Source organism: Paludisphaera soli, from assembly GCF_011064595.1.
Lineage (GTDB): Bacteria > Planctomycetota > Planctomycetia > Isosphaerales > Isosphaeraceae > Paludisphaera > Paludisphaera soli.
Map to the genome: position 1 here is coordinate 193,831 of NZ_JAALJI010000004.1, position 17,857 is coordinate 211,687.

14 protein-coding genes are annotated in these 17,857 nt (G+C 70.2%); 4 read left to right on the forward strand and 10 right to left on the reverse strand.

Features of this window, described 5'->3' with window-relative positions:
• Positions 1 to 31: 31 nt before the first annotated feature.
• From G6O68_RS07475 to pyk, 3 genes are all read right to left on the reverse strand, one after another.
• The gene (locus G6O68_RS07475; protein ID WP_165246366.1) at positions 32 to 1,369 is read right to left on the reverse strand and encodes a Gfo/Idh/MocA family protein; all 1,338 of its coding nucleotides are present in this window, start codon (positions 1,367 to 1,369) and stop codon (positions 32 to 34) included.
• Between the two features lie 128 nt (positions 1,370 to 1,497).
• Positions 1,498 to 1,863 carry a hypothetical protein gene (locus G6O68_RS07480; RefSeq protein ID WP_165246367.1) on the reverse strand — a complete coding sequence of 122 codons (366 nt, stop codon included), beginning with the start codon at positions 1,861 to 1,863 and terminating at the stop codon, positions 1,498 to 1,500.
• Positions 1,864 to 1,940: 77 nt separating this feature from the next.
• Positions 1,941 to 3,449 (reverse strand): pyruvate kinase, encoded by a 1,509-nt coding sequence (gene pyk / locus G6O68_RS07485; protein WP_165246368.1) that lies wholly within the window; start codon positions 3,447 to 3,449, stop codon positions 1,941 to 1,943.
• Between the two features lie 426 nt (positions 3,450 to 3,875).
• On the opposite strand from pyk, the gene G6O68_RS07490 reads away from it, so the two are divergent.
• Positions 3,876 to 5,849, forward strand: a complete 1,974-nt coding sequence (locus tag G6O68_RS07490) for a hypothetical protein (RefSeq protein ID WP_165246369.1) — start codon at positions 3,876 to 3,878, stop codon at positions 5,847 to 5,849.
• On the opposite strand, the gene G6O68_RS07495 is transcribed toward G6O68_RS07490, so the two are convergent.
• From G6O68_RS07495 to G6O68_RS07510, 5 genes are all read right to left on the reverse strand, one after another.
• On the reverse strand, positions 5,850 to 7,928 hold the full coding sequence (locus tag G6O68_RS07495; protein ID WP_165246370.1) for an FAD-dependent oxidoreductase: 2,079 nt from the start codon (positions 7,926 to 7,928) through the stop codon (positions 5,850 to 5,852).
• 29 nt (positions 7,929 to 7,957) lie between these two features.
• Entirely contained in the window at positions 7,958 to 8,869 is a 912-nt protein-coding gene (locus G6O68_RS07500) for an alpha/beta hydrolase family protein (RefSeq protein WP_165246371.1), read from the reverse strand.
• A 95-nt stretch (positions 8,870 to 8,964) separates the two neighbouring features.
• Positions 8,965 to 9,090, reverse strand: a complete 126-nt coding sequence (locus G6O68_RS33205; RefSeq protein WP_261345592.1) for a hypothetical protein — start codon at positions 9,088 to 9,090, stop codon at positions 8,965 to 8,967.
• Between the two features lie 108 nt (positions 9,091 to 9,198).
• Complete coding sequence (locus G6O68_RS07505; protein WP_165246372.1) at positions 9,199 to 11,760, reverse strand: bifunctional YncE family protein/alkaline phosphatase family protein; 2,562 nt, start codon at positions 11,758 to 11,760, stop codon at positions 9,199 to 9,201.
• A gap of 37 nt (positions 11,761 to 11,797) precedes the next feature.
• Positions 11,798 to 12,799: a DUF1559 family PulG-like putative transporter gene (locus tag G6O68_RS07510; protein ID WP_240911095.1), complete on the reverse strand. Its 1,002-nt coding sequence runs from the start codon at positions 12,797 to 12,799 to the stop codon at positions 11,798 to 11,800.
• 244 nt (positions 12,800 to 13,043) lie between these two features.
• On the opposite strand from G6O68_RS07510, the gene G6O68_RS07515 reads away from it, so the two are divergent.
• Positions 13,044 to 14,423 carry a Gfo/Idh/MocA family protein gene (locus G6O68_RS07515; protein WP_165246374.1) on the forward strand — a complete coding sequence of 460 codons (1,380 nt, stop codon included), beginning with the start codon at positions 13,044 to 13,046 and terminating at the stop codon, positions 14,421 to 14,423.
• Between the two features lie 51 nt (positions 14,424 to 14,474).
• On the opposite strand, the gene G6O68_RS07520 is transcribed toward G6O68_RS07515, so the two are convergent.
• Together G6O68_RS07520 and trpS are read right to left on the reverse strand one after the other, a co-directional pair.
• Complete coding sequence (locus G6O68_RS07520) at positions 14,475 to 14,726, reverse strand: GlsB/YeaQ/YmgE family stress response membrane protein (RefSeq protein WP_165246375.1); 252 nt, start codon at positions 14,724 to 14,726, stop codon at positions 14,475 to 14,477.
• Between the two features lie 41 nt (positions 14,727 to 14,767).
• Positions 14,768 to 15,739, reverse strand: a complete 972-nt coding sequence (gene trpS / locus G6O68_RS07525) for a tryptophan--tRNA ligase (protein ID WP_165246376.1) — start codon at positions 15,737 to 15,739, stop codon at positions 14,768 to 14,770.
• Positions 15,740 to 16,251: 512 nt separating this feature from the next.
• On the opposite strand from trpS, the gene G6O68_RS07530 reads away from it, so the two are divergent.
• A complete protein-coding gene (locus G6O68_RS07530) occupies positions 16,252 to 16,689 on the forward strand; it encodes a hypothetical protein (RefSeq protein ID WP_165246377.1) in 438 nt (145 codons plus the stop codon).
• Between the two features lie 47 nt (positions 16,690 to 16,736).
• Positions 16,737 to 17,783, forward strand: coding sequence for a DUF1559 domain-containing protein (locus tag G6O68_RS07535; RefSeq protein ID WP_165246378.1), 1,047 nt, complete (start codon positions 16,737 to 16,739; stop codon positions 17,781 to 17,783).
• Positions 17,784 to 17,857 lie beyond the last annotated feature (74 nt).

Genomic DNA, 17,857 nt, shown 5'->3' on the forward strand with positions numbered 1-17,857 from the left:
CGTGCGTCGAATCCAAGGGCCGGACGTCTCGTCAGACGACGATCTCGTAGCCGTCGCGCTGGGGGCGGGTGAGGAAGCCGTTGGCCTCGTCGTCGCCGACGATGAGTTCCTTCTCCGGGTCCCACGTCAGCTTTCGGTTGCCGAGCCGGATGGCGATGTTCGCCAGGTGGCAGGTGGAGAGGGCGCGGTGGTGGCTCCAGACGTCGGCGGCCGGCTTGCCGCGGTCGTTGCAGCAGGCGAAGAAGTTCTCCATGTGGCCGTCGAGCGCCTTGCCGTTGCGCAGCTCGGCCAGGAGCGACTCCGGGATCGGGTCCTTGTAGAGCGCCCCGACCGCGCCCCCTTCGAGGTCGATGCGATCTCGGGTGACGAAGATCTTGCCCCGCTCGCCCTGGAAGGTCACGCCGTTTTCGGTGTCGTCGCGGATCTCCAGCGGCGTGCCGTCGGCGAAGGTCGCCTTCACCAGGAAGGAGTTCACGGTGTTGAAGCAGTCGTCGACCGTCGCGTATCCGGCCTTGTAGGCGACCGGCAGGACGGCCCGCTCGACCTCGATCGTGGTCGGCCCGGTGTCGCCCTTGCCGAGGCCCCAGTGGGCGACGTCGACGTGGTGCGCTCCCCAGTCGGTGAGCTTGCCGCCGGAGTATTCGTACCACCACCGGAAGTCGGCGTGGGCGCGCTTGGCGATGTAGTCGACCTTGGGGGCCTGGCCCAGCCACACGTCCCAGTTCAGCTCGGGGGGCGGGGTCTCCTTGGCGAACGGCCCGCCGGAGGGCCCGCCGCCGATGGCCGCGGTCACCTTCTTGATCTTGCCGATCCGGCCCGAGCGGACCAGGGCGACGGCCATCAGGAAGACCTTGTTGTGGTCGCTGCGCTGCTGGGTGCCGACCTGGAGCACGCGGCCGGTCTTCTCGACGGCCTCGCGGAGCTTCTTGCCCTCGTCGATCGTGAGGGTCAGGGGCTTCTCGCAGTAGACGTCCTTGCCGGCCTTCATGGCGTCGATGCAGATCTTCGTGTGCCAGTGGTCGGGCGTGCCGATGACCACGGCGTCGACGTCGTTGCGGTCGAGGACCTTGCGGTAGTCCTCGAAAGCCTCGGCCTTCTTCTTGCCGATGCGCTCGCTGTCGCGGGCCTTCTCGGCGTGGTTCTTGTCGACGTCGGCCACCGCGACGAAGTCGCCGAAGTGGGCGGCACCGATCGCGTCCCAGGTCCCTTGCCCCCCCGCGCCGATGAGGGCCAGCCGAGGCCGCTCGTTCTTGGCCCGGAACCCCGCGCCGAGGGCCGCCCGCGGCGCCTCGCCCAGGATCGCCAGCGCCGCGCCCGCCGCCCCAACTTGCAGGAACTCCCGCCGATCACCGCCGGTCCGCACTCGCATCGTCGCGCCTCCCGTTCGCTTGAGCCACAGGGTTCGACCTTTCGCGAACATACCCGGCGGCGCGGGGCGGCTCAAGGAGGCGGCGACGGAACGGGAGCGGTGCAATGGGCCCGCGGCCGTCCCGACGGTCAACTTTGGGGACGGGCCCAGGCGTGGTGGAGCCAGATCCCCGGGGCCCAGCCGATCAGCGCGCCGACCACGAGTTCGGGACGCCAGATCGCGGCGCCGGCCGTCAACCAGGATCGGAGGGCGACCTGGAGCCAGATCCCCGCGAAGATCCCGACCCCGGCGACCAGGCCCGAGACCAGGCCGCGAAGGGAAAGAGGCGTCGCGATCGCGCCGGCGACGGCCCCGCCGAGGGTCGCGACGGCCATCCAGCCGCCGAACGGGAGTACGTCCCAGGATGGCATCAGGCCGTTCGCGATCATGGCCGGGATCACCGTGACGGCGAGCAGCAGATACTCGGACCAATTCTCGCGGGGGGTCTCGTCCACGTCGGCTCATCCAGGAAGGAGCGACCCCCGCGGTCGGTTCTCGGATCGCGTCGTTCGAGAAGCGAAGGGCGGGTCGGTCACTCGACTTCGTGGACGAGCAGGGCGTTGTGGCTGGGGTTGCCCGGGATCACGCCCCGGACGACGACCAGGCGGTCGCCGGTGTTGATCAGGTCGTGCTCGCGGCACCACTCGTCGGCGAAGGCGGCGACCTGGCCGGACTGGTAGAGTTCCGGGACGTGCAGCGGGGTGACGCCCCAGTACAGGGCCATCGCCTGGGCGACCTCCAGGTCGTCGGTCAGGGCGAGGGTCGGCGTGGCGGATCGCTGCTTGGAGAGGGCCAGGGCGGTCCGGCCGGAATGGGTGGCGACGACCAGCAGGGCGGCCCGGAGCTTGGCGGCGACGAGGCTGGCGGCCTCGACGACCGACTCGGTGATCGGCAGCACCTGGCCGGCGCGGGCGACGGTCCCGGTGGGGCCGCAGGGGCAGTTCCGGCAGGTCTCCGCCCCCATCGGCCAGCCGCCGTAGCCGCTCTGCGAGCGGTTGAAGGCCAGGATCTCGGCCTCGTGGGCGATCTGGCTCATGGTCGCCACGGTCTCGACCGGATACATGCCGATGGCCGTCTCGCCCGAGAGCATGACCGCGTCGGAGCCGTCGAGCACGGCGTTGAAGACGTCCGACGCCTCGGCCCGGGTGGGGCGGCTGGACGACTCCATGCTGTTGAGCATCTGGGTCGCCGTGATGACCGGGACGCGGGCGCGGTGGCAGGCCTCGATGATCTGCTTCTGGACGGCCGGCACCTTGGAGACGTCGATCTCGACCCCCAGGTCGCCGCGCGCCACCATCACGCCGTCGGCCTCGGCGACGATCGACTCCAGGTTGGCGACCGCCTGGGGCTTCTCGATCTTGGCGATGATCCGCGCCCGGCTCCCCCGGCTCTGCAACTCGGCCCGGAGCCGGGTCACGTCGGCCGCGTGGCGGACGAACGACAGGCCGACGTACGAGACCGCGTGGCTGGCCGTCCACTCCAGGTCGGCCAGGTCCTTGGCCGTCAGCGCCGAGACGCTCAGGGCCGCCCCGGGGACGTTGATCCCCTGGTTCGACCGGATGCGGCCGGGGAGCGTCACCTTCATCCGCACCCACCCCGGGCGCTTCTCCATCACCATCATGCCGACCGTGCCGTCCGCGAACAGGACGGTCTGGCCGATGTCCAGGTCGTCGGGCAGCTCCTCGTAGGTGCAGGTCAGCTCGTGGGGGTCGAGCGGGGCGACGGGGTTGCGGGTCAGCACGAACTGGGCGTCGAGGTCGCAGGCCACCACGTCGCCGGCGATCGAGCCCAGGCGGATCTTGGGCCCGCACAGGTCCTGCAGGATCGCGATCTGCCGGCCCGTCTCGCGGCCGATCTCCTGGATCGCGTCGAAGGTCTTCGAATGCTCCTCGTGGGAGCCGTGCGAGAAGTTCAGCCGGAAGACGTCCACCCCGGCCTCGACCAGCCGCCGCAGCATCGCCGGCTCGCGCGAGGCGGGCCCCAGCGTCGCGACGATCTTGGTCCGGACCTTGCCCAGCGGCTCCACCTGATTGACCGTCATAAGCCGTCCTGATTGTTGGAAGTCGCCGTGCTTGGTCGCGAGGCCGCTCCGACGCGGAAGTCCCACGGGCCCATGATTCTAGAAAGACCGGCCCTTCCTGCCCAGGTCACCCGCCCCGATCCTCCGCCGCCCGTCGCCGGCCCCCGGGCCGGCCGACCCCCCGATCGCTCCCAACCCGCACGCCGGCGCGGCCGTCCGGCCGGGCGGAATTGACGAATCGGCGAACGTCGCGGACAATTGGAAGGTTGATCCAAACAAAGGCCGACCCGCCGCGAATCCCCAAAGAGCCCGTCCGCCCCCGGGAGCCCAGTGTTCCCTCATCGCGTCGATCCTGACGCGGCGGGTGTGGAATGCGCCGGGGACTTTCGGGACGGCGGTCGCCGTCGGGATCATCGGGTTCCCCCCACCACGAGGCCGGCCCCCATCATGAAGCGAACCTTCGCGGTCGTCGTCCTGCTCGCCGCCCTCGGCGTGATGGTCAAGCTGACCGTCAAGCCGGCGGGCGTCCCCGCGCGCCCCGACGCGCCCGCCCGCCCCGACGCGGCGGGCCGGGACGGCGCGGCCGTCGCCGAGGCGACCGAGGAAGACGCCCTGGTGGCCCGCTACAAGGACGCTTCGGCGGAAGATCGCGAGCTGGTGGCCCGCACCGTGGAGCGCTATCGACGCAACGCCGTGGCCGTCGAACGCTCCGACGGCCTCCGCGGCCTGAAGCTCCTGGACCGACTGGACCTGGAAGCCCTCTTCCTCCACGAGAAGTACCCCAGCGAGTTCCGCCGCCTGCGCGACCTGCTGGACGACGCCGCCGCGGCCGACCTGCTCCTGCACTGGCGGGAGTACTTCGGCATGAAGCGGGCCGACGAGACCGACCGCAAGATCCTCATCGCCGAGCTGGAAGGGCTCAGCCCCGCGCAGCGCCGGCTGGTCGCGAAGCATCCCAACGCCCTCCCCCTGATGCTGGCCGAGCCCGAACGCGTGGCCGAGATGATGGCCGCCCACGCCGACGACCCCGCGCTGGTCGACCGCCTGGTCGTCCTCAGCCTGGTCAGCCTGGAGCACGGCGCGGCGGACGTCCGCGCGGCCCTGCGGATCCTGGAGGACCACCCGACGCTGGCTCTCGACGCCTTCCGCCTGTACGGGCCCGAGGGCTTCGCGCTGGTCGGCCTCTACGGGCCCGTGCTGGAGAGCCTGGGCTCGGCGATGCCGCTGGACGAGAGCCTGATCGTCCTCCGCGTGAACACCGAGTTCCTCGACGAGCAGCTCCAGACCCACCGGCCCGAGACGGTCGCGCGGCGGCTGGCGCACGTCAAGGCGGCGGGGCTGGTGAAGGAGGTCGGCGGCAGCCCGAACGCGCTGCGGCTGGCGGTCGAGTACGGCGAGGTCGGCGAGAAGGCCCTGGCCAAGGCCGGGCCCGACGCCGCCGACGTGGTCTACGACGACTTCACCGACCCGGTCCTCCGCCGCCAGGCCGCCGCCGCCCTGGGTGACCACGGCGCGATGGCCCTGGCGATGCTGGAGAAGTACGCCGTCGATCCCGACTTCCGCGAGATCCTCCGCCTCCACGGCGGCGCGATCATCCCCCCCATCGCCCGCGCCGACGCCGGGCCCGAGACCCTCGCCTTCCTCCAGGCGAAGGAGCGGCCCACGTTCACCGAGAACCTCGCCAAGACCGCCCTGTACCTCTCCGGCGACGACGGCCAGGCCGTCGTCCGCGCCATCCGCAACGACGGCCTGGAGCGGATCGCCAGCCTGGGCGACCAGGAGATGCGGTACTACCAGTTCCTGCCGCTGTACGACATGATCCACCTGGGCGACGTGCTGCGTCGGGGCTACGCGCCGACGACCGGCGAGACGGCCTGGGCCCTGCTCGACGCCTGCTTCGTGGTGACCGACGTCCTGAGCCTGGCCGCCATCCAGCCCGGCGCGGCCGTGGCCGTCGAGGCCGCCCGCTCCGAGGTGAAGGCGACCGTCCGCGAGGCCTCCCGCTCCGTCGCCCGCGAGACGCTCGAAAACGGCGTCGAGACCGCCGCGAAGGCCGCGACCCGCGAGTCCGGCGACCTGGCCGCCCGCCGCCTCGCCCGCTGGTGGACCGTCCGCGCCGCCGGCGGCCTGTATCAGGTCCTCCGCCGCGCCCCCGAGGCCCTCCCGCGCATGCCCCTCGCCCAACTCGCCGCCGTCGCCCGCCCCCTCTGCGCCAAGGCCGGCCTCCGCCTCTCCACCTGGGCCCCCTTCCGACTCCTCAAGGAAGGTGCCGAGGTCGTCCTCCAGATCCCCCCCCAGACCGGCCTCAAATACCTCGGCGCCCAGCTCGCCCAGGCCACCGTCGGCGTCGTCGGCTTTCAGAAGATGGAAGAACACCTGGCGTCGCGAAGGCCCCGACCGGCGGTAGAGCCTCCGGGCTGATCAGGGTTCCTCGGCCACCGGCACGGCCTGCACCGCGTCGACGACGACGTGGCCGTCGGTCCCCGCGTTGGAGATGACGACTTCGGCGGGGGCGTCGGCCGTGAAGCGGAAGACGCCGAGGGGGTGGAAGGGGGCGTCGGCGGGCTTTCTCCGCTGGTCGACTTGCAAGGGGTGGACGCCGTCGGCGTCGCGGATGGCGACGGGGACGTTGGACGCGCGGTTGGGATTCGGGGTATAGGCGACGCGGACCTCGTAGCGGCCGGGCTGCGCGACGTGGAGGAGGAAGCGGGCGGACCTGGCGCCCTTGGCCTCGTTGTTGTCGTGGAGGTAGCCGTCGCCGACGTAGGGGGCGAGGGTCGCGCTGCGGCCCCAGTCGCCGGTCAACTCGGCCTGGGCGTCGTCGAGGGCCACGCCGGGGAGGCTCGCGGCGTCGAGCGGCGGGGTGCGTCGGGGGCCGGTCCAGCGGAGGACCTGACCGTCCTGGGCGAGCCTCGCCTGGAGCGCGGGCACGTCGACCTTCTGGACCGAAACGCCGGCGTCGAGAGCGAGGCCCGCCGCCGTGGCCGCCGACTGGCCGAGCACCATGAAGACGGGCTCCATCCGGATCGACCCATAGGCGATGTGCGACGCCGAGAGGCAGACCGGTACGATCAAGTTCGTGCACTCGGCCTCCTTCGGCACGATCGACCGATAGGCGATCGAGTAGGGGGAGAAGCCGCCGACTTCCACGTCCCCCTCATTCCAGGCCTTGCCGTCCTTGACGTAGCGCTGGACGTTGTGCGAGTCCATCGTGTAGGCCGCCAGGCCGACCGCGTCCTCGACCACGCTGCGACCCTGGCACTCGTGCTGGGTCATGACGTGGTCGGAGATCATCCGCCGCGCCTCGCGGACGTAGAGCTGGTGAGGCCAGCCGCCGGTGTCGAGGAACTCGTCCTTGCAAAGCCCCCAGCGGCCGGCGTCGGCCCGGACCTCGGCCGGCACACGCGGGTCGTTAGCCAGGAACCAGAGCATCCCCTGGTGATACGTGACGTGCTCCTGGATGATCTCGTCCCGGCGCGCATAGTCGGCCTCGGGATAGTCATAGTTCATCCCGATGTTGTCGGACGAGACGGCCCCGTGGTTGTTGATGTCGGTCTTGCGGTTGGGCATCGGCGTGTTGAGCTTGAGCGCGTCGTAGACTCCGGCCTGGATGTAGCGCAGGAGCAGCTCGTGGCGGAGCGGGTCATACCCCTCGGGCTTGGGGATCGGCAGGCGGTTCTCGGGGGCGTCGGTCAGGCAGACGCGGAAGTTGTAAGCCTGCACGCGGCGGTCCCCCTCGCCGTGGACGCCGGGAGGGCCGTCATGCACGCCCGGCAGCAGGCCGCTCGACGGGTCGCCGGGGACCTTGTAGGGGTCGACGGGCTTCAAAAACTGGTGGTGCGGGTGTCCGAACTGCACGCCGTTGAGCGTCTCGCCGTAGGTCGCGTTCGCCTCGCGGCCGACGTGGTACGACACGCTGGCGGCGGCCATCAGATCCCCTTCATACATCGTGTCCAGGAAGATCGAGCCCTCCAGCACGAGGCCGCTCTCCATGCGGATCGACTCGATCGCGGCCCCCCGCTTGCGGACGCCGACCTTGCGGTCGAGCCGCTCGCCGAAGCGGACGGGGACCTTGGCGTCGGCGATCCAGCGGTTGAGGATCGCTTCGGCGACGTGGGGCTCGAAGGTCCACATCGTGTCCTCGCTCGCGCCGCCTCGGCGTTCGGAGTAATGCTCGCGGGTCTGCTGCCGCCACGACGAGTCCTGGGCGTAATGCCGCGCGACCTCGCGATAGAACTCGCGCGAGATCCCGCCGATGGCCGCCTTGTTGCCGATGTCGGTGGCGCCGAGGCCCCCCGTCGTCAGCCCGCCGAGGTGCCGGCCCGGCTCGATCAGGACCACGGATTTTCCCATCCGGCTCGCCTGCACCGCCGCCGCGACCCCGGCCGAGGTCCCGCCGTAGATCACGACGTCGTACCGCAGCGTCTCGGCCGAAATCGGGTTCGCGGCAACGATCAGGCCCGCGAGCGACGCGAGGCGGATGCACAGAAGTCGCAACATGGCAGGGATCCCGAAATCGCGTGGAGAGGTCAGGGTTTGGCGGGGGCGCCGAACTCGTCGTCGAACAGCTTGTAGGCGGCCTGTCGCATCGGCTCGGGGAAGTCGTGCGGGCCGTCGGGGTGCTCGACGCGGAGGTGGTCGGCGGTGCCGTACAGGCCGAACACGGGCCTCGCGGCGGCGGCGATCCGGTCGACGCTCTGCCAGTCGAAGTTGGAATCGCCGAGCGGGGCGACGATGAAGGTTCGGCGCGGGGCGAGCGCGGCGATCAGCTCGTGGAAGTCGAACGGGATCTCCGCGAGCCGGCCGCGATAGTCGGCGAGTCGGGGCATGTAGCGGGTCTGGCACCAGCCCTTCTCGGGGCGCCAGTTGGCCTCGTCGCCCTGCTTGTAGTCCAGGAACGAGTCGAGCCCGCAGCTGGAGACGACGGCCTGGATCCGGTCGTCGAAGACGGCCGTGTAGACCGCGTTGTGACCGCCCAGCGAATGGCCGATCGCGCCGATTGCCTCGGCCCGGACGTACGGCAGCGAGGTCAGCAGGTCGATCCCGCGGATGTTGTCCCAGACCGCCTTCAGGCTGCCGCTCTCCCAGCCGAGCTTCGCCAGGTCGGGCTGGTACTCGGCCAGCAGCGGATAGTTCGGCGCCAGGGTCACATACCCGCGCTCCGCCAGCTCGCTGGCGTACTGGCGGTTGGGCTTCCCGCCGATGCCGACGACCGTCCCCGCGCCCGTCACGTTGTCCGTGCCGTGCAGGCAGAGGATCGCCGGGACCTTAGCGCCGGCATTCTGAAGCACGGTCTTCGGGATGAGCAGATAGGCCGGCACGTGCGAGCCGGGCTCGGACTGATACAGGATCTTCTTCCGGACGTAGCTCCCGCAGTCCACCTCCTCGACGGTCGTCACGTCGAGGGGCGATCGCTTCGATTCGCCGGGGAGACGGCCCATGATCGACTCGACGCCCCGCACGATCTCCGCCCGCCGGGCCTGCCAGTCGTCGACCGATCGGACCGGAGCGGGGGAGCCGTCGGCCGCGCGACGGATCAGCAGATCCTCGCGCGGCAGGCGGGGCGGGGCGGGGCGGCCTCGTCGGGGCCGGAAGCCGTCGCGGTGCAGGGGACCGCGATCAGGAAAACGTTCGCAAACATCAGCAGGCGAAGGCGATTCATGCGGCGGCCCCGGGGACGGTCGGCGTCAAGTCGACGCTCTCGCGAGCGCCGCCTCCAGGACACCACGAACCCGGCCGCGAATCCAGACCGTCGCGGGGCCGCCGTCGGTCAGCGGGCTTCCTTCCGCAGCGGGCGGTACGCGATGGCCCGCCGCACGTAGGGGGGCTGGGGGGCGTCGGGCCCCTTGATCGCGTGCCAGAGGATCTCGTTCAGCTCGAAGTCGTCGATCCGGTCGTACTCGCTGAAGTCCATCTTCGACGAGCGGTCGGCCCCGTAGGCCAGCTCGGTGTTCCGGGCGTTGAGGTCGATCCGGGCCGGCAGGTGGTCGTACGGGGTGAGGTCGGCCGTATCGGTGAACGACTCGAACATGGGCCGGGCGGCGGCGTCGAACTGGGAGAGCGGCGGCAGGCCGAGGATCAGCTCCATCGTGCGGATCATGCTGACGGTCTGGTACTGCGTGCTGTCGACGTGGTTCCGCTTCGTGTACGGGCTGACGACGAGGCCGACGGTGCGGTGGGCGTCGACGTGGTCCGGGCCGTTCTGGGCGTCGTCCTCGATGACGAAGATCGCCGTCTCCTTCCAGTACTTCGACCTGCTCACGGCGTCGACCAGGCGGCCGAGGGCCAGGTCGTTGCTGGCCACGCAGGCCTGGGGCGTGAACGCGCCGGGGGTGGTGCCCGAGGTGTGGTCCTCGCCCATGCTCGTGACGATGAATCGCGGGAGGTCGCCGTTCTTCTCGTACTCGCGGAACTCGGCGAGGAAGGCCTCGACGTTGTCGGTGTCGCGGTCGCGCTCGCCGGGGACCTTGGGGATGCCGTAGTCCGGGGCCATGTGGCCGACGAGCCCCGGCACGGCGGCCTCGAACTTGAGCGAGCCGTCGGGCTCGCTGACCCGCCGGCCGGCCTCGCGATAGCTCCGGTAGGTGAGCCCGGCTCGGGCGCAGGCGTCCCAGATGTAGCCGGACGGCGCCTTGGTCAGGTTGCCCTCGTCGTCGTCGTCGATCCCCTCGCGGCGCGAGTACGTCAGCATCCAGTCGCGGGCGACGTAGTCTGTGTTGTACGCCATGGTCGACCAGGGGTGGCCGTCGCGCGAGACCTGGCCGTTGCAGTAGAGGTTGTCCAGCAGCACGAACTCCTCGGCGAGCTTGTGGTGGTTGGGCGTGACCTCGCGGCCGAACATCACCAGGCTCGGGTCGCCGTTGCCCTTCTCGATGTCGCCGAAGACCTGGTCGTAGGTCCGGTTCTCCTTGATGATGTAGATGACGTGCTTGATCGGCGAGGGGTCGCCGACCTTCGTCGGGATGGCCGTCTTGCCGGCGTAAGGAGCGTCGGACAGCAGCTCGTCGGAGTAGGGGCAGTTCTTGTAGACCTGCTCCGTGTAGGTCGCCAACTGCTTCTCGTCCGGGATCGGCACGATGGAGAGCGCCCCGGAGAGAGTCGTCCCGATGTGGGGGAACGGCCGCCCGGCCTTCTTCTTGGCCGTGGGCTGCGCCTTGGCCTCGGCGACGCGCTTCTCCAGATCGGTGAAGAACGGGTTGGCCTTCGTCTGGTTCCCCTTTCCGACGCCGACGAGCAGCGACTTGCCGTCGGGCGTCACGGCGACCGCCGTGGGATACCAACCGGTCGGGATGAACCCCTTGATCCCGCTCTTTCCGGGGACCTCGACGTCGACGACGGCCACGCAGTTGTTGTCGGCGTTAGCGACGTAGAGGGTCTCGCCGTCCGGGCTGACGGCCAGGGCGTCGGGCGTGCTCCCCTCGGGCGAGCGGGGGAAGAGGCCGGTCGAGATCGTCTCGATCACGACCCCCTTCGTCGTGTCGATCACGGAGACGGAGTTGCTCGACGCGCAGGCGACGAACAGGCGGTCGTCCTGCGGGTGGCGGGCGATCTGGTTGGGGTGTTCGCCCACGCCGATCTTGGCGACCACCCGGAGGTCGACCGGGTCGATCGCCAGCACGGCCCGGCCGGCCCAGTCCGAGACGTAGAGCCGCGAGCCGTTGCGGGCGACGGCCAGGTCGTAGGGCCGGCCGCCGATCGTCGCCGTCCGCTCGGGGGCCGCGCCCGAGGCGTCGATCGCGGTGAGGGAGCCGTCGTCCACGCCCAGGGAGTACAGCACCTTGCGGTCCGGGTCGAAGGTCAGCCCCCCCTTGAACGACGTGGCGAGGGCCTTCGCCGCCTTGGCCTTCTTGGTCAGCCCGGAGTCGTCGGGCTCGTCGGCGCCCACGCGCTCCAGGGTCCGGCCGTCCAGCTTGTACGAATGGAGGATCCCGCCGCCGCCGCCGGCCCACCAGACCCGATCGGTGGCCGGGTCGTGCGCCAGGCCGAACCAGCTCTGGCCGACGTTCTGCCTCGCGACGACCTCCTTGCGGCCGAGGTCGATCAGGCTGAGGTCGTGGTCGTTGTAGCCGTTGCTCGTGACCAACACGCGCTCGCCGTCGGCTAGGGGGAGGATGTCGAGCGGCAGGTCCGGGATGACGACCTGCTCGCCGGCGGGGGTGATCGTCCAGCCGTTGGGCAGGAGGTAGCCCCCCTCGACCGGCCCGGCGGTCCGAGGCTTCTCCTTCGCCTGGACGGGCGCGGGGGCCTGCGTCTTCTCCTGGGCCAGCAGCGGGAACGCCAGGGTGGCGGCCGTCGCCAGCGCGGCGGCCTGGAGGCGGGTGGGCTTGGGCATGATCGGCTTTCTCGGGTCGTGTCGGGTCGTGTCGTCGTCAGAACGAGTCGGCCGAGATGATCTCGCCGCCGGCCCGGGAGATCATGTTAGCGTACACCTGGATCGACGCGGTTTCCTTGATGAATCGGACGGAGCCGTCGGCGAACAGGTTGTGCGCGCCGCCGGGGTGGAAGCTGAAGACCTCGTTGGCGTTGGTGCAGTTGGTGTGGCAAGGGCCGGGCGTGACCAGGCCGTCCATGGTGAAACCGTGCAGGCCGTAAGGGCTCTCGCGGTCGGCCCAGCCGGCGCCGGAGACGCGCACGCGGGGCGTCGAGCCCGGCGGGTTGGACGCCGTGAAGTTGTTCCCCCGCCGCCAGCGGTCGGGGCGGCCGGCGACCTCGGCGATGACCTCGGTGTTGCTGGTGCCGTCGGTGATCTCGGCGATCGTCCGCACGACATTGGCCTGCATCACCCCCGCGTAGTTGCCGGGGGCCACGAATCCCGCCGCGATCAGCGGGGCCTGCACGCTGTTGTTCGGGCCGTAGTCGCCGCAGGCCGCCTGCCAGCCCCGGTAGCCGCCGGAGTTGTGCGTGTCGATCCGCGCGGGGCTCGGCGTGGACGGGCAGGTCATCATATTCAACTGCGTCGTCATGACGGTCGAGTTGCCCGGGTGGCGATAGTCCAGCGTCAGGTTGTACGCGTTGGCGAGGTTCGCCTGCTCGGCGTAGGGGAGCAGCAGGATCGACCAGCCGTGCTGCACGAGTTGGTCCGTCGGCAGCGGCTGGCCGTTCGGCCCCATGTTGATGTTCAACTTGGGGAACGGCTGGTCCACGGCCGCAGGGGGGAAGAATCCGTTGGTCGACTCGAAGTTGTGCGAGGCCAGGCCGATCTGCTTGAGGTTGTTCAGGCACTGGACTCGCCGAGCGGCCTCGCGCGCCGACTGCACGGCCGGCAGCAGGAGCGCGATCAGGACCGCGATGATCGCGATCACCACCAGCAGCTCGATCAGCGTGAAGCCCGGTCGGCGGGTGCGAGTCGTCGGGACGTTGAGTTCGATCAAGGCTGGATCCTCGTCTCGGCGGTCGGGGGAGGGGATGAGGTCGGCGGAGGGATGTACCCTATCCGCGGTCATCCCCGGATTTGATGAACCGGGCGAGAAGGTCTCGCGAAGGAAGGCGCGGCGACGCCCCTGGATTTCCTTGGCGTGCGGCCCCGACGCGCGCTAGGGTGGGCGTGGCGTCGATCCCGCCGGCCGGCGGACGATCGGCCGCCCCCGCCTCCATCACCCTCCAGGGAGTCTCACGATGACGTCGAAGCCGGGAGTGGATCGTCGCGCGTTCCTGTACGGGGCCTCGCTCGCGGGGTTCGGGGTCTTCTGTCAGGGCCGGAACGGCCGGGCGGCCGGGGTCGGGCCGAACGACGTGATCCAGGTGGCCTGCATCGGCGTGGGGGGGAAGGGGAGCAGCGACACCGACCACGCCGGCAACCACGGCCGGCTCGTCGCCCTCTGCGACGTCGACGACCGCCCGCTCCAGGCCAAGCGCGAGAAGTACAAGGACGCCCGGGCGTTCCACGACTTCCGCGAGCTGTTCGCCGCGATGGGCGACAAGATCGACGCCGTGACCGTCTCGACGGCCGACCACGCGCACGCCGCGGCCTCGGTCGCCGCCATGCGACTCGGCAAGCACGTCTACTGCCAGAAGCCGCTGACCCACACCGTCTGGGAGGCCCGCCTGATGCGCGAGACCGCCCGCAAGCAGGGCGTCTGCACCCAGATGGGCAACCAGGGGTCGGCGACCGACGGCCTCCGCCAGAGCGTGGAGATCCTCCAGGCCGGAGTGCTCGGCGACGTGGCCGAGGTCCACGTCTGGACCGACCGCCCCGCCCAGTACTGGAAGCAGGCCCCCGTCATCACCGCGAGGCCCGAGGGGACGTTCGAGGTCCCCGACTACCTGCACTGGGACCTCTTCCTCGCCGGCGCCCCGGAGCGGCCGTTCGCCCCGGTCTACACGCCCATGCTCTGGCGGGGCTGGTGGGACTTCGGGACCGGCGTGATGGGCGACATGGCCTGCCACAACACCAACGTCCCGTTCCACGGCCTGGACCTCGGCCTGCCGTCGCGGGTCTCGGCCCAGAGCGGCGAGATCAACCCCGAGACGTTCCCCGCCTGGGCCACCGTCGTCTACGAGTTCCCCGCGCGCGGAAAGCGTCCGCCGGTCAAGCTGACGTGGTACGAAGGGGCGAAGGACGGTCGGGTCAACCGGCCCCCCACCGACCTGTTCCCCGAGGGCTACCAGGTCGAGGACAACGGCTGGCTCTGCATCGGGTCCGAGGGCTCGATGGTCTCCGCCCGGGGCGAGTCGCGCGGCCGCCGGCTCTGGCCCGAGGGGCGCTTCAAGGACTTCAAGGCCCCCGAGCCCACGATCCCTCGGATCCAGGGCGGTCGCGACAACGACGACAACCACAAGCTCGAATGGTTCCAGGCCATCCGCGCCGGCAAGCCCGAGATCGCCTTCTCGAACTTCGAGTTCGCCGCCGTGCAGACCGAGGCGATCCTGCTGGGCAACGTCGCCATGCGGACCGGCGAGGCGATCGCGTACGACGGCGAAGCCGGTCGGATCACCAACAGCTCCGACGCCGCCGCCCTCCTGAAGGGGACGTATCGCAAGGGCTGGGAGATCTGACGCGGACGAACCGGCGGGGCGATCGAGACGCCCCGCCGGCCGACGTCGGGATCAGAGCCGCCGGCCGTAGCGGGCCAGCAGCGTCAGGACCAGGACCGCGCCGACGGTCGCGCTGATCAGGTCGCCGATGATGTTGGTGGGCCCCAGGCCGACGATCCGGAAAAGGACGCCGCCGAGGACCGCTCCCAGGACGCCGACGATCATGTTGTTGACGGCGCCGAAATCGCGCCCGCGGGTAAGCTGGCCCGCGAGCCAGCCCGCGGCCAGGCCGATGAGGAGGAACCAGAGCAGGGAGAAGAGCATGACGCGACTCCGGTCGGGGGGAGCGGGGCGGGGATGACGAATTAGCCCAGGCCGGAGGCGGCCCGCGCGCGATCGAGGACCTTGCGGGCCGTGGCGCGGGCCTTCTGGGCGCCGGCGGCGCGGACCTCGGCGACGCGTTCGGGGTGCGCGACCCACTCGGCCCGGCGCTCGCGGGCCTCGGCGAAGCGTTCGACGATCGCCTCGCCCAGCCGCGTCTTGACCTCGCCGTAGCCGATCCCCCCCTCGCGATACCGGCGCTCGACCTCGTCGCGGTCCTCGGCCTTCGCGAACAGCTTGAAGAGGCCGAACAGCGGGCAGGCGTCGGGGTCCTTGGGGGCCTCGACGGGGGTGCTGTCGGTCACGAACTTCTTGACCTTCTTGCGGATCGCGCCGGGCTCTTCGAAGATCTCGATCGTGTTGTTGTAGCTCTTGGACATCTTGCGGCCGTCGAGGCCGGGGATCACTGCCACGTTGTCCAGGATGTAGGGCTTGGGGAGCCGGAAGACCCCCTTCTTGCCGCCGTAGACGTGGTTGAACCGCTCGGCCACGTCGCGGGTGATCTCCAGGTGCTGCTTCTGGTCCTGGCCCACGGGGACGAGGTCGGCGTCGTAGAGGAGGATGTCGGCCGCCTGGAGGACCGGGTAGGCGAAGAGGCCGTGCTCCGCCGGCAGGCCCTGCTGCACCTTGTCCTTGTAGCTGACGCACTTCTCCAGCCAGCCCATCGGCGTGACCGAGGTCAGGAGCCATGACAGCTCGACCGTCTCCGGCACGTCCGACTGGACGAACAGGACCGCCTTCTCCGGGTCGAGCCCGAGCGCCAGCAGGTCGACCAGGACGTCGAAGACGTACTTGCGCAGGGTCGCCGCGTCGCGCACGCTGGTGAGTGCGTGATAGTCGGCGACGAAGTAATAGGCGTCATTCTCGTCCTGGAGCGTGATGTACTGCTGGATGGCGCCCAGGTAGTTGCCGATGTGCAGCGGGCCCGAAGGCTGAATCCCCGACAAGATCCTCATCGATTCCTCCTCAGCCGAGGCCCCCCGTCCCTCGCGGGCGACCGCGTCCGACCAATCTACCAGGATCGCCCCGCCGCGTCCAAGCGGGGGGCCGCGAGCGAGCCCGCTGCGACAAGCGTCCGATTACATGAGGATGTTTGCCAGGATTGATCTTAGGGCGGCCGTCCCCGTAATCCGACGTGCGTCGTGGCAGGCCAAGCCCGGCTCCTCCCGGGCGGCGATGCGGGGGAATATCCAGAAGCGAGTGCGCGAGAGAAATCCGATGTCACGCCAGAGAATGTCTTTGACATGACACAGGCCGCGCGGTATCTACCGATGATCTCTCCGGAAACCTTGCTCCACCGGCGACCTCTCCGCGCCGACGCCCCACTCGCCGCTCCCCGAGCCTCGGGGACGGTCCGCAAGCCCTCTTGAGTCCCAGTCTCCATTCATGCGGGAGGGCTCGGCCCTCCGCCGCGGGGCCTCCGCGCGCCCCGCTCGAAGCCCGAAGGAGGTGTGTCATCCGACAGACAATGATCGGCCCCCGCGCGTTCGCGTGGTCGGCCGCCGCCGCGGCGATCTTCGCGGCCGGCTGTTCCGAGGGGTCGTACGACGGCCTGGACCGCAAGGCCGTCTACGGCAAGGTCACACTCGACGGCGCGCCCCTGACGAAGGGGGCCATCACGTTCGACCCGGCCGAGGGCCAGGCCGGCGCGGTGGGATCCGGGGGCGCCGTCATCGACGGGGCCTATTCGATCGACGCGGCCCAGGGCCCCACCCCGGGCAAGTACAAGGTCTCGATCCGATCGGCCGGCGGCGACGCCCCCGCCGAGAAGGCCGCCCCCGGCATGCCCCCCAAGAAGGCCGCGCCGGACCCCATCCCCAAGCAGTACAACGCGGCGTCCACCCTGACCGCCGAGGTCGGCCCCGGCGGGTCGACCGAGGCCAACTTCGAGCTGACCACGAAGTGACCGCCTCGCCCTCGTCGCAAAACGTCGAAATCGAAGGAACATCCATCATGATCGAGTCGCGTCGGAAGTCGGGCTTCACCCTGATCGAGCTGCTGGTGGTGATCGCCATCATCGCCGTCCTCATCGCCCTGCTCCTCCCCGCCGTCCAGTCGGCGCGCGAGGCGGCCCGCCGGGCGCAATGCGTGAACAACCTCAAGCAGATCGGCCTGGGCATGCACAACTACGAGAGCTCCAACGGGGCGCTCCCGCAGGGGATGCGGGGCTGCTGCTGGGGCTCGTGGCTGATCCCCGTCCTGCCGTTCGTCGAGCAGCAGGCGCTCTTCAACTCGTGGAACGCCTCGGGCAACAACGATTCGAGCCTGGCCGCCAGCATCGGCTCCGAGGGCCTGTTCCGCTACGCGGGCGACGCCAACATCACCGTCACGTCGACGCGCGTGAACGCCTACATGTGCCCCAGCGACGGCAACAACACCCAGACCGTCGGCATCGGCGCGCTGGGCAAGCTCGTCACGTCGCAGAACTACGTCGTGAACTTCGGCAACATCACCATGCAGCAGGGGAGCGTCCAGGGGGGCTCATTCCAGCCCTACTTCCTAGACAACGGCATCCGCTACGACTTCCGGGGCGCCCCCTTCGGCGACGTCGGCTCCCCCTTCCCGGACATCGCGGCGGGGGGCGGCCAGGGCGCCCGCAACGGCACGATCCGGTTCTCCTCGATCACCGACGGCCTGAGCAACACGATGATGGTCTCCGAGGTCATCGTCGGCCAGTCCGGCGCGAGCTGGGACCTCCGCGGCTTCTCGCACTGGGCCTACGCCGCCAACTTCTCCGGCTTCCTGACCCCCAACAGCTCGAAGCCCGACTGGATGCAGAGCTCCGGCTACTGCAACTACCCCTTCGGCAAGAACCCTCCGTGCATCGGCGGCCCCGACAACCTCGTCATCATCGCCGCCCGCAGCAATCACTCCGGCGGCGTGAACGTCGGCTTCTGCGACGGCAGCGTGAAGTTCATCAAGAACTCCGTCAGCCCGCCAACCTACCAGGCCATCGCCTCCACCCAGGGGGGCGAGGTCGTCAGCTCCGACGCATTCTGACGCGTCGGCCCGACCTCTGTCGGTCCTGATCCCCGGGCCCGGCCTCGCACACCTCGCGAGCCGGGCCGGGCTCG

Bases quoted from the DNA above. Each gene is read 5' to 3' on its own strand.
- G6O68_RS33205 (WP_261345592.1), bottom strand. From the start codon at position 9,090: ATGAATCGCCTTCGCCTGCTGATGTTTGCGAACGTTTTCCTGATCGCG.
- G6O68_RS07475 (WP_165246366.1), bottom strand. From the start codon at position 1,369: ATGCGAGTGCGGACCGGCGGTGATCGGCGGGAGTTCCTGCAAGTTGGG.
- G6O68_RS07535 (WP_165246378.1), top strand. From the start codon at position 16,737: ATGATCGAGTCGCGTCGGAAGTCGGGCTTCACCCTGATCGAGCTGCTG.
- G6O68_RS07495 (WP_165246370.1), bottom strand. From the start codon at position 7,928: ATGTTGCGACTTCTGTGCATCCGCCTCGCGTCGCTCGCGGGCCTGATC.
- G6O68_RS07500 (WP_165246371.1), bottom strand. From the start codon at position 8,869: ATGGGCCGTCTCCCCGGCGAATCGAAGCGATCGCCCCTCGACGTGACG.
- G6O68_RS07515 (WP_165246374.1), top strand. From the start codon at position 13,044: ATGACGTCGAAGCCGGGAGTGGATCGTCGCGCGTTCCTGTACGGGGCC.
- trpS (WP_165246376.1), bottom strand. From the start codon at position 15,739: ATGAGGATCTTGTCGGGGATTCAGCCTTCGGGCCCGCTGCACATCGGC.
- pyk (WP_165246368.1), bottom strand. From the start codon at position 3,449: ATGACGGTCAATCAGGTGGAGCCGCTGGGCAAGGTCCGGACCAAGATC.
- G6O68_RS07505 (WP_165246372.1), bottom strand. From the start codon at position 11,760: ATGCCCAAGCCCACCCGCCTCCAGGCCGCCGCGCTGGCGACGGCCGCC.
- G6O68_RS07520 (WP_165246375.1), bottom strand. From the start codon at position 14,726: ATGCTCTTCTCCCTGCTCTGGTTCCTCCTCATCGGCCTGGCCGCGGGC.
- G6O68_RS07530 (WP_165246377.1), top strand. From the start codon at position 16,252: ATGATCGGCCCCCGCGCGTTCGCGTGGTCGGCCGCCGCCGCGGCGATC.
- G6O68_RS07490 (WP_165246369.1), top strand. From the start codon at position 3,876: ATGAAGCGAACCTTCGCGGTCGTCGTCCTGCTCGCCGCCCTCGGCGTG.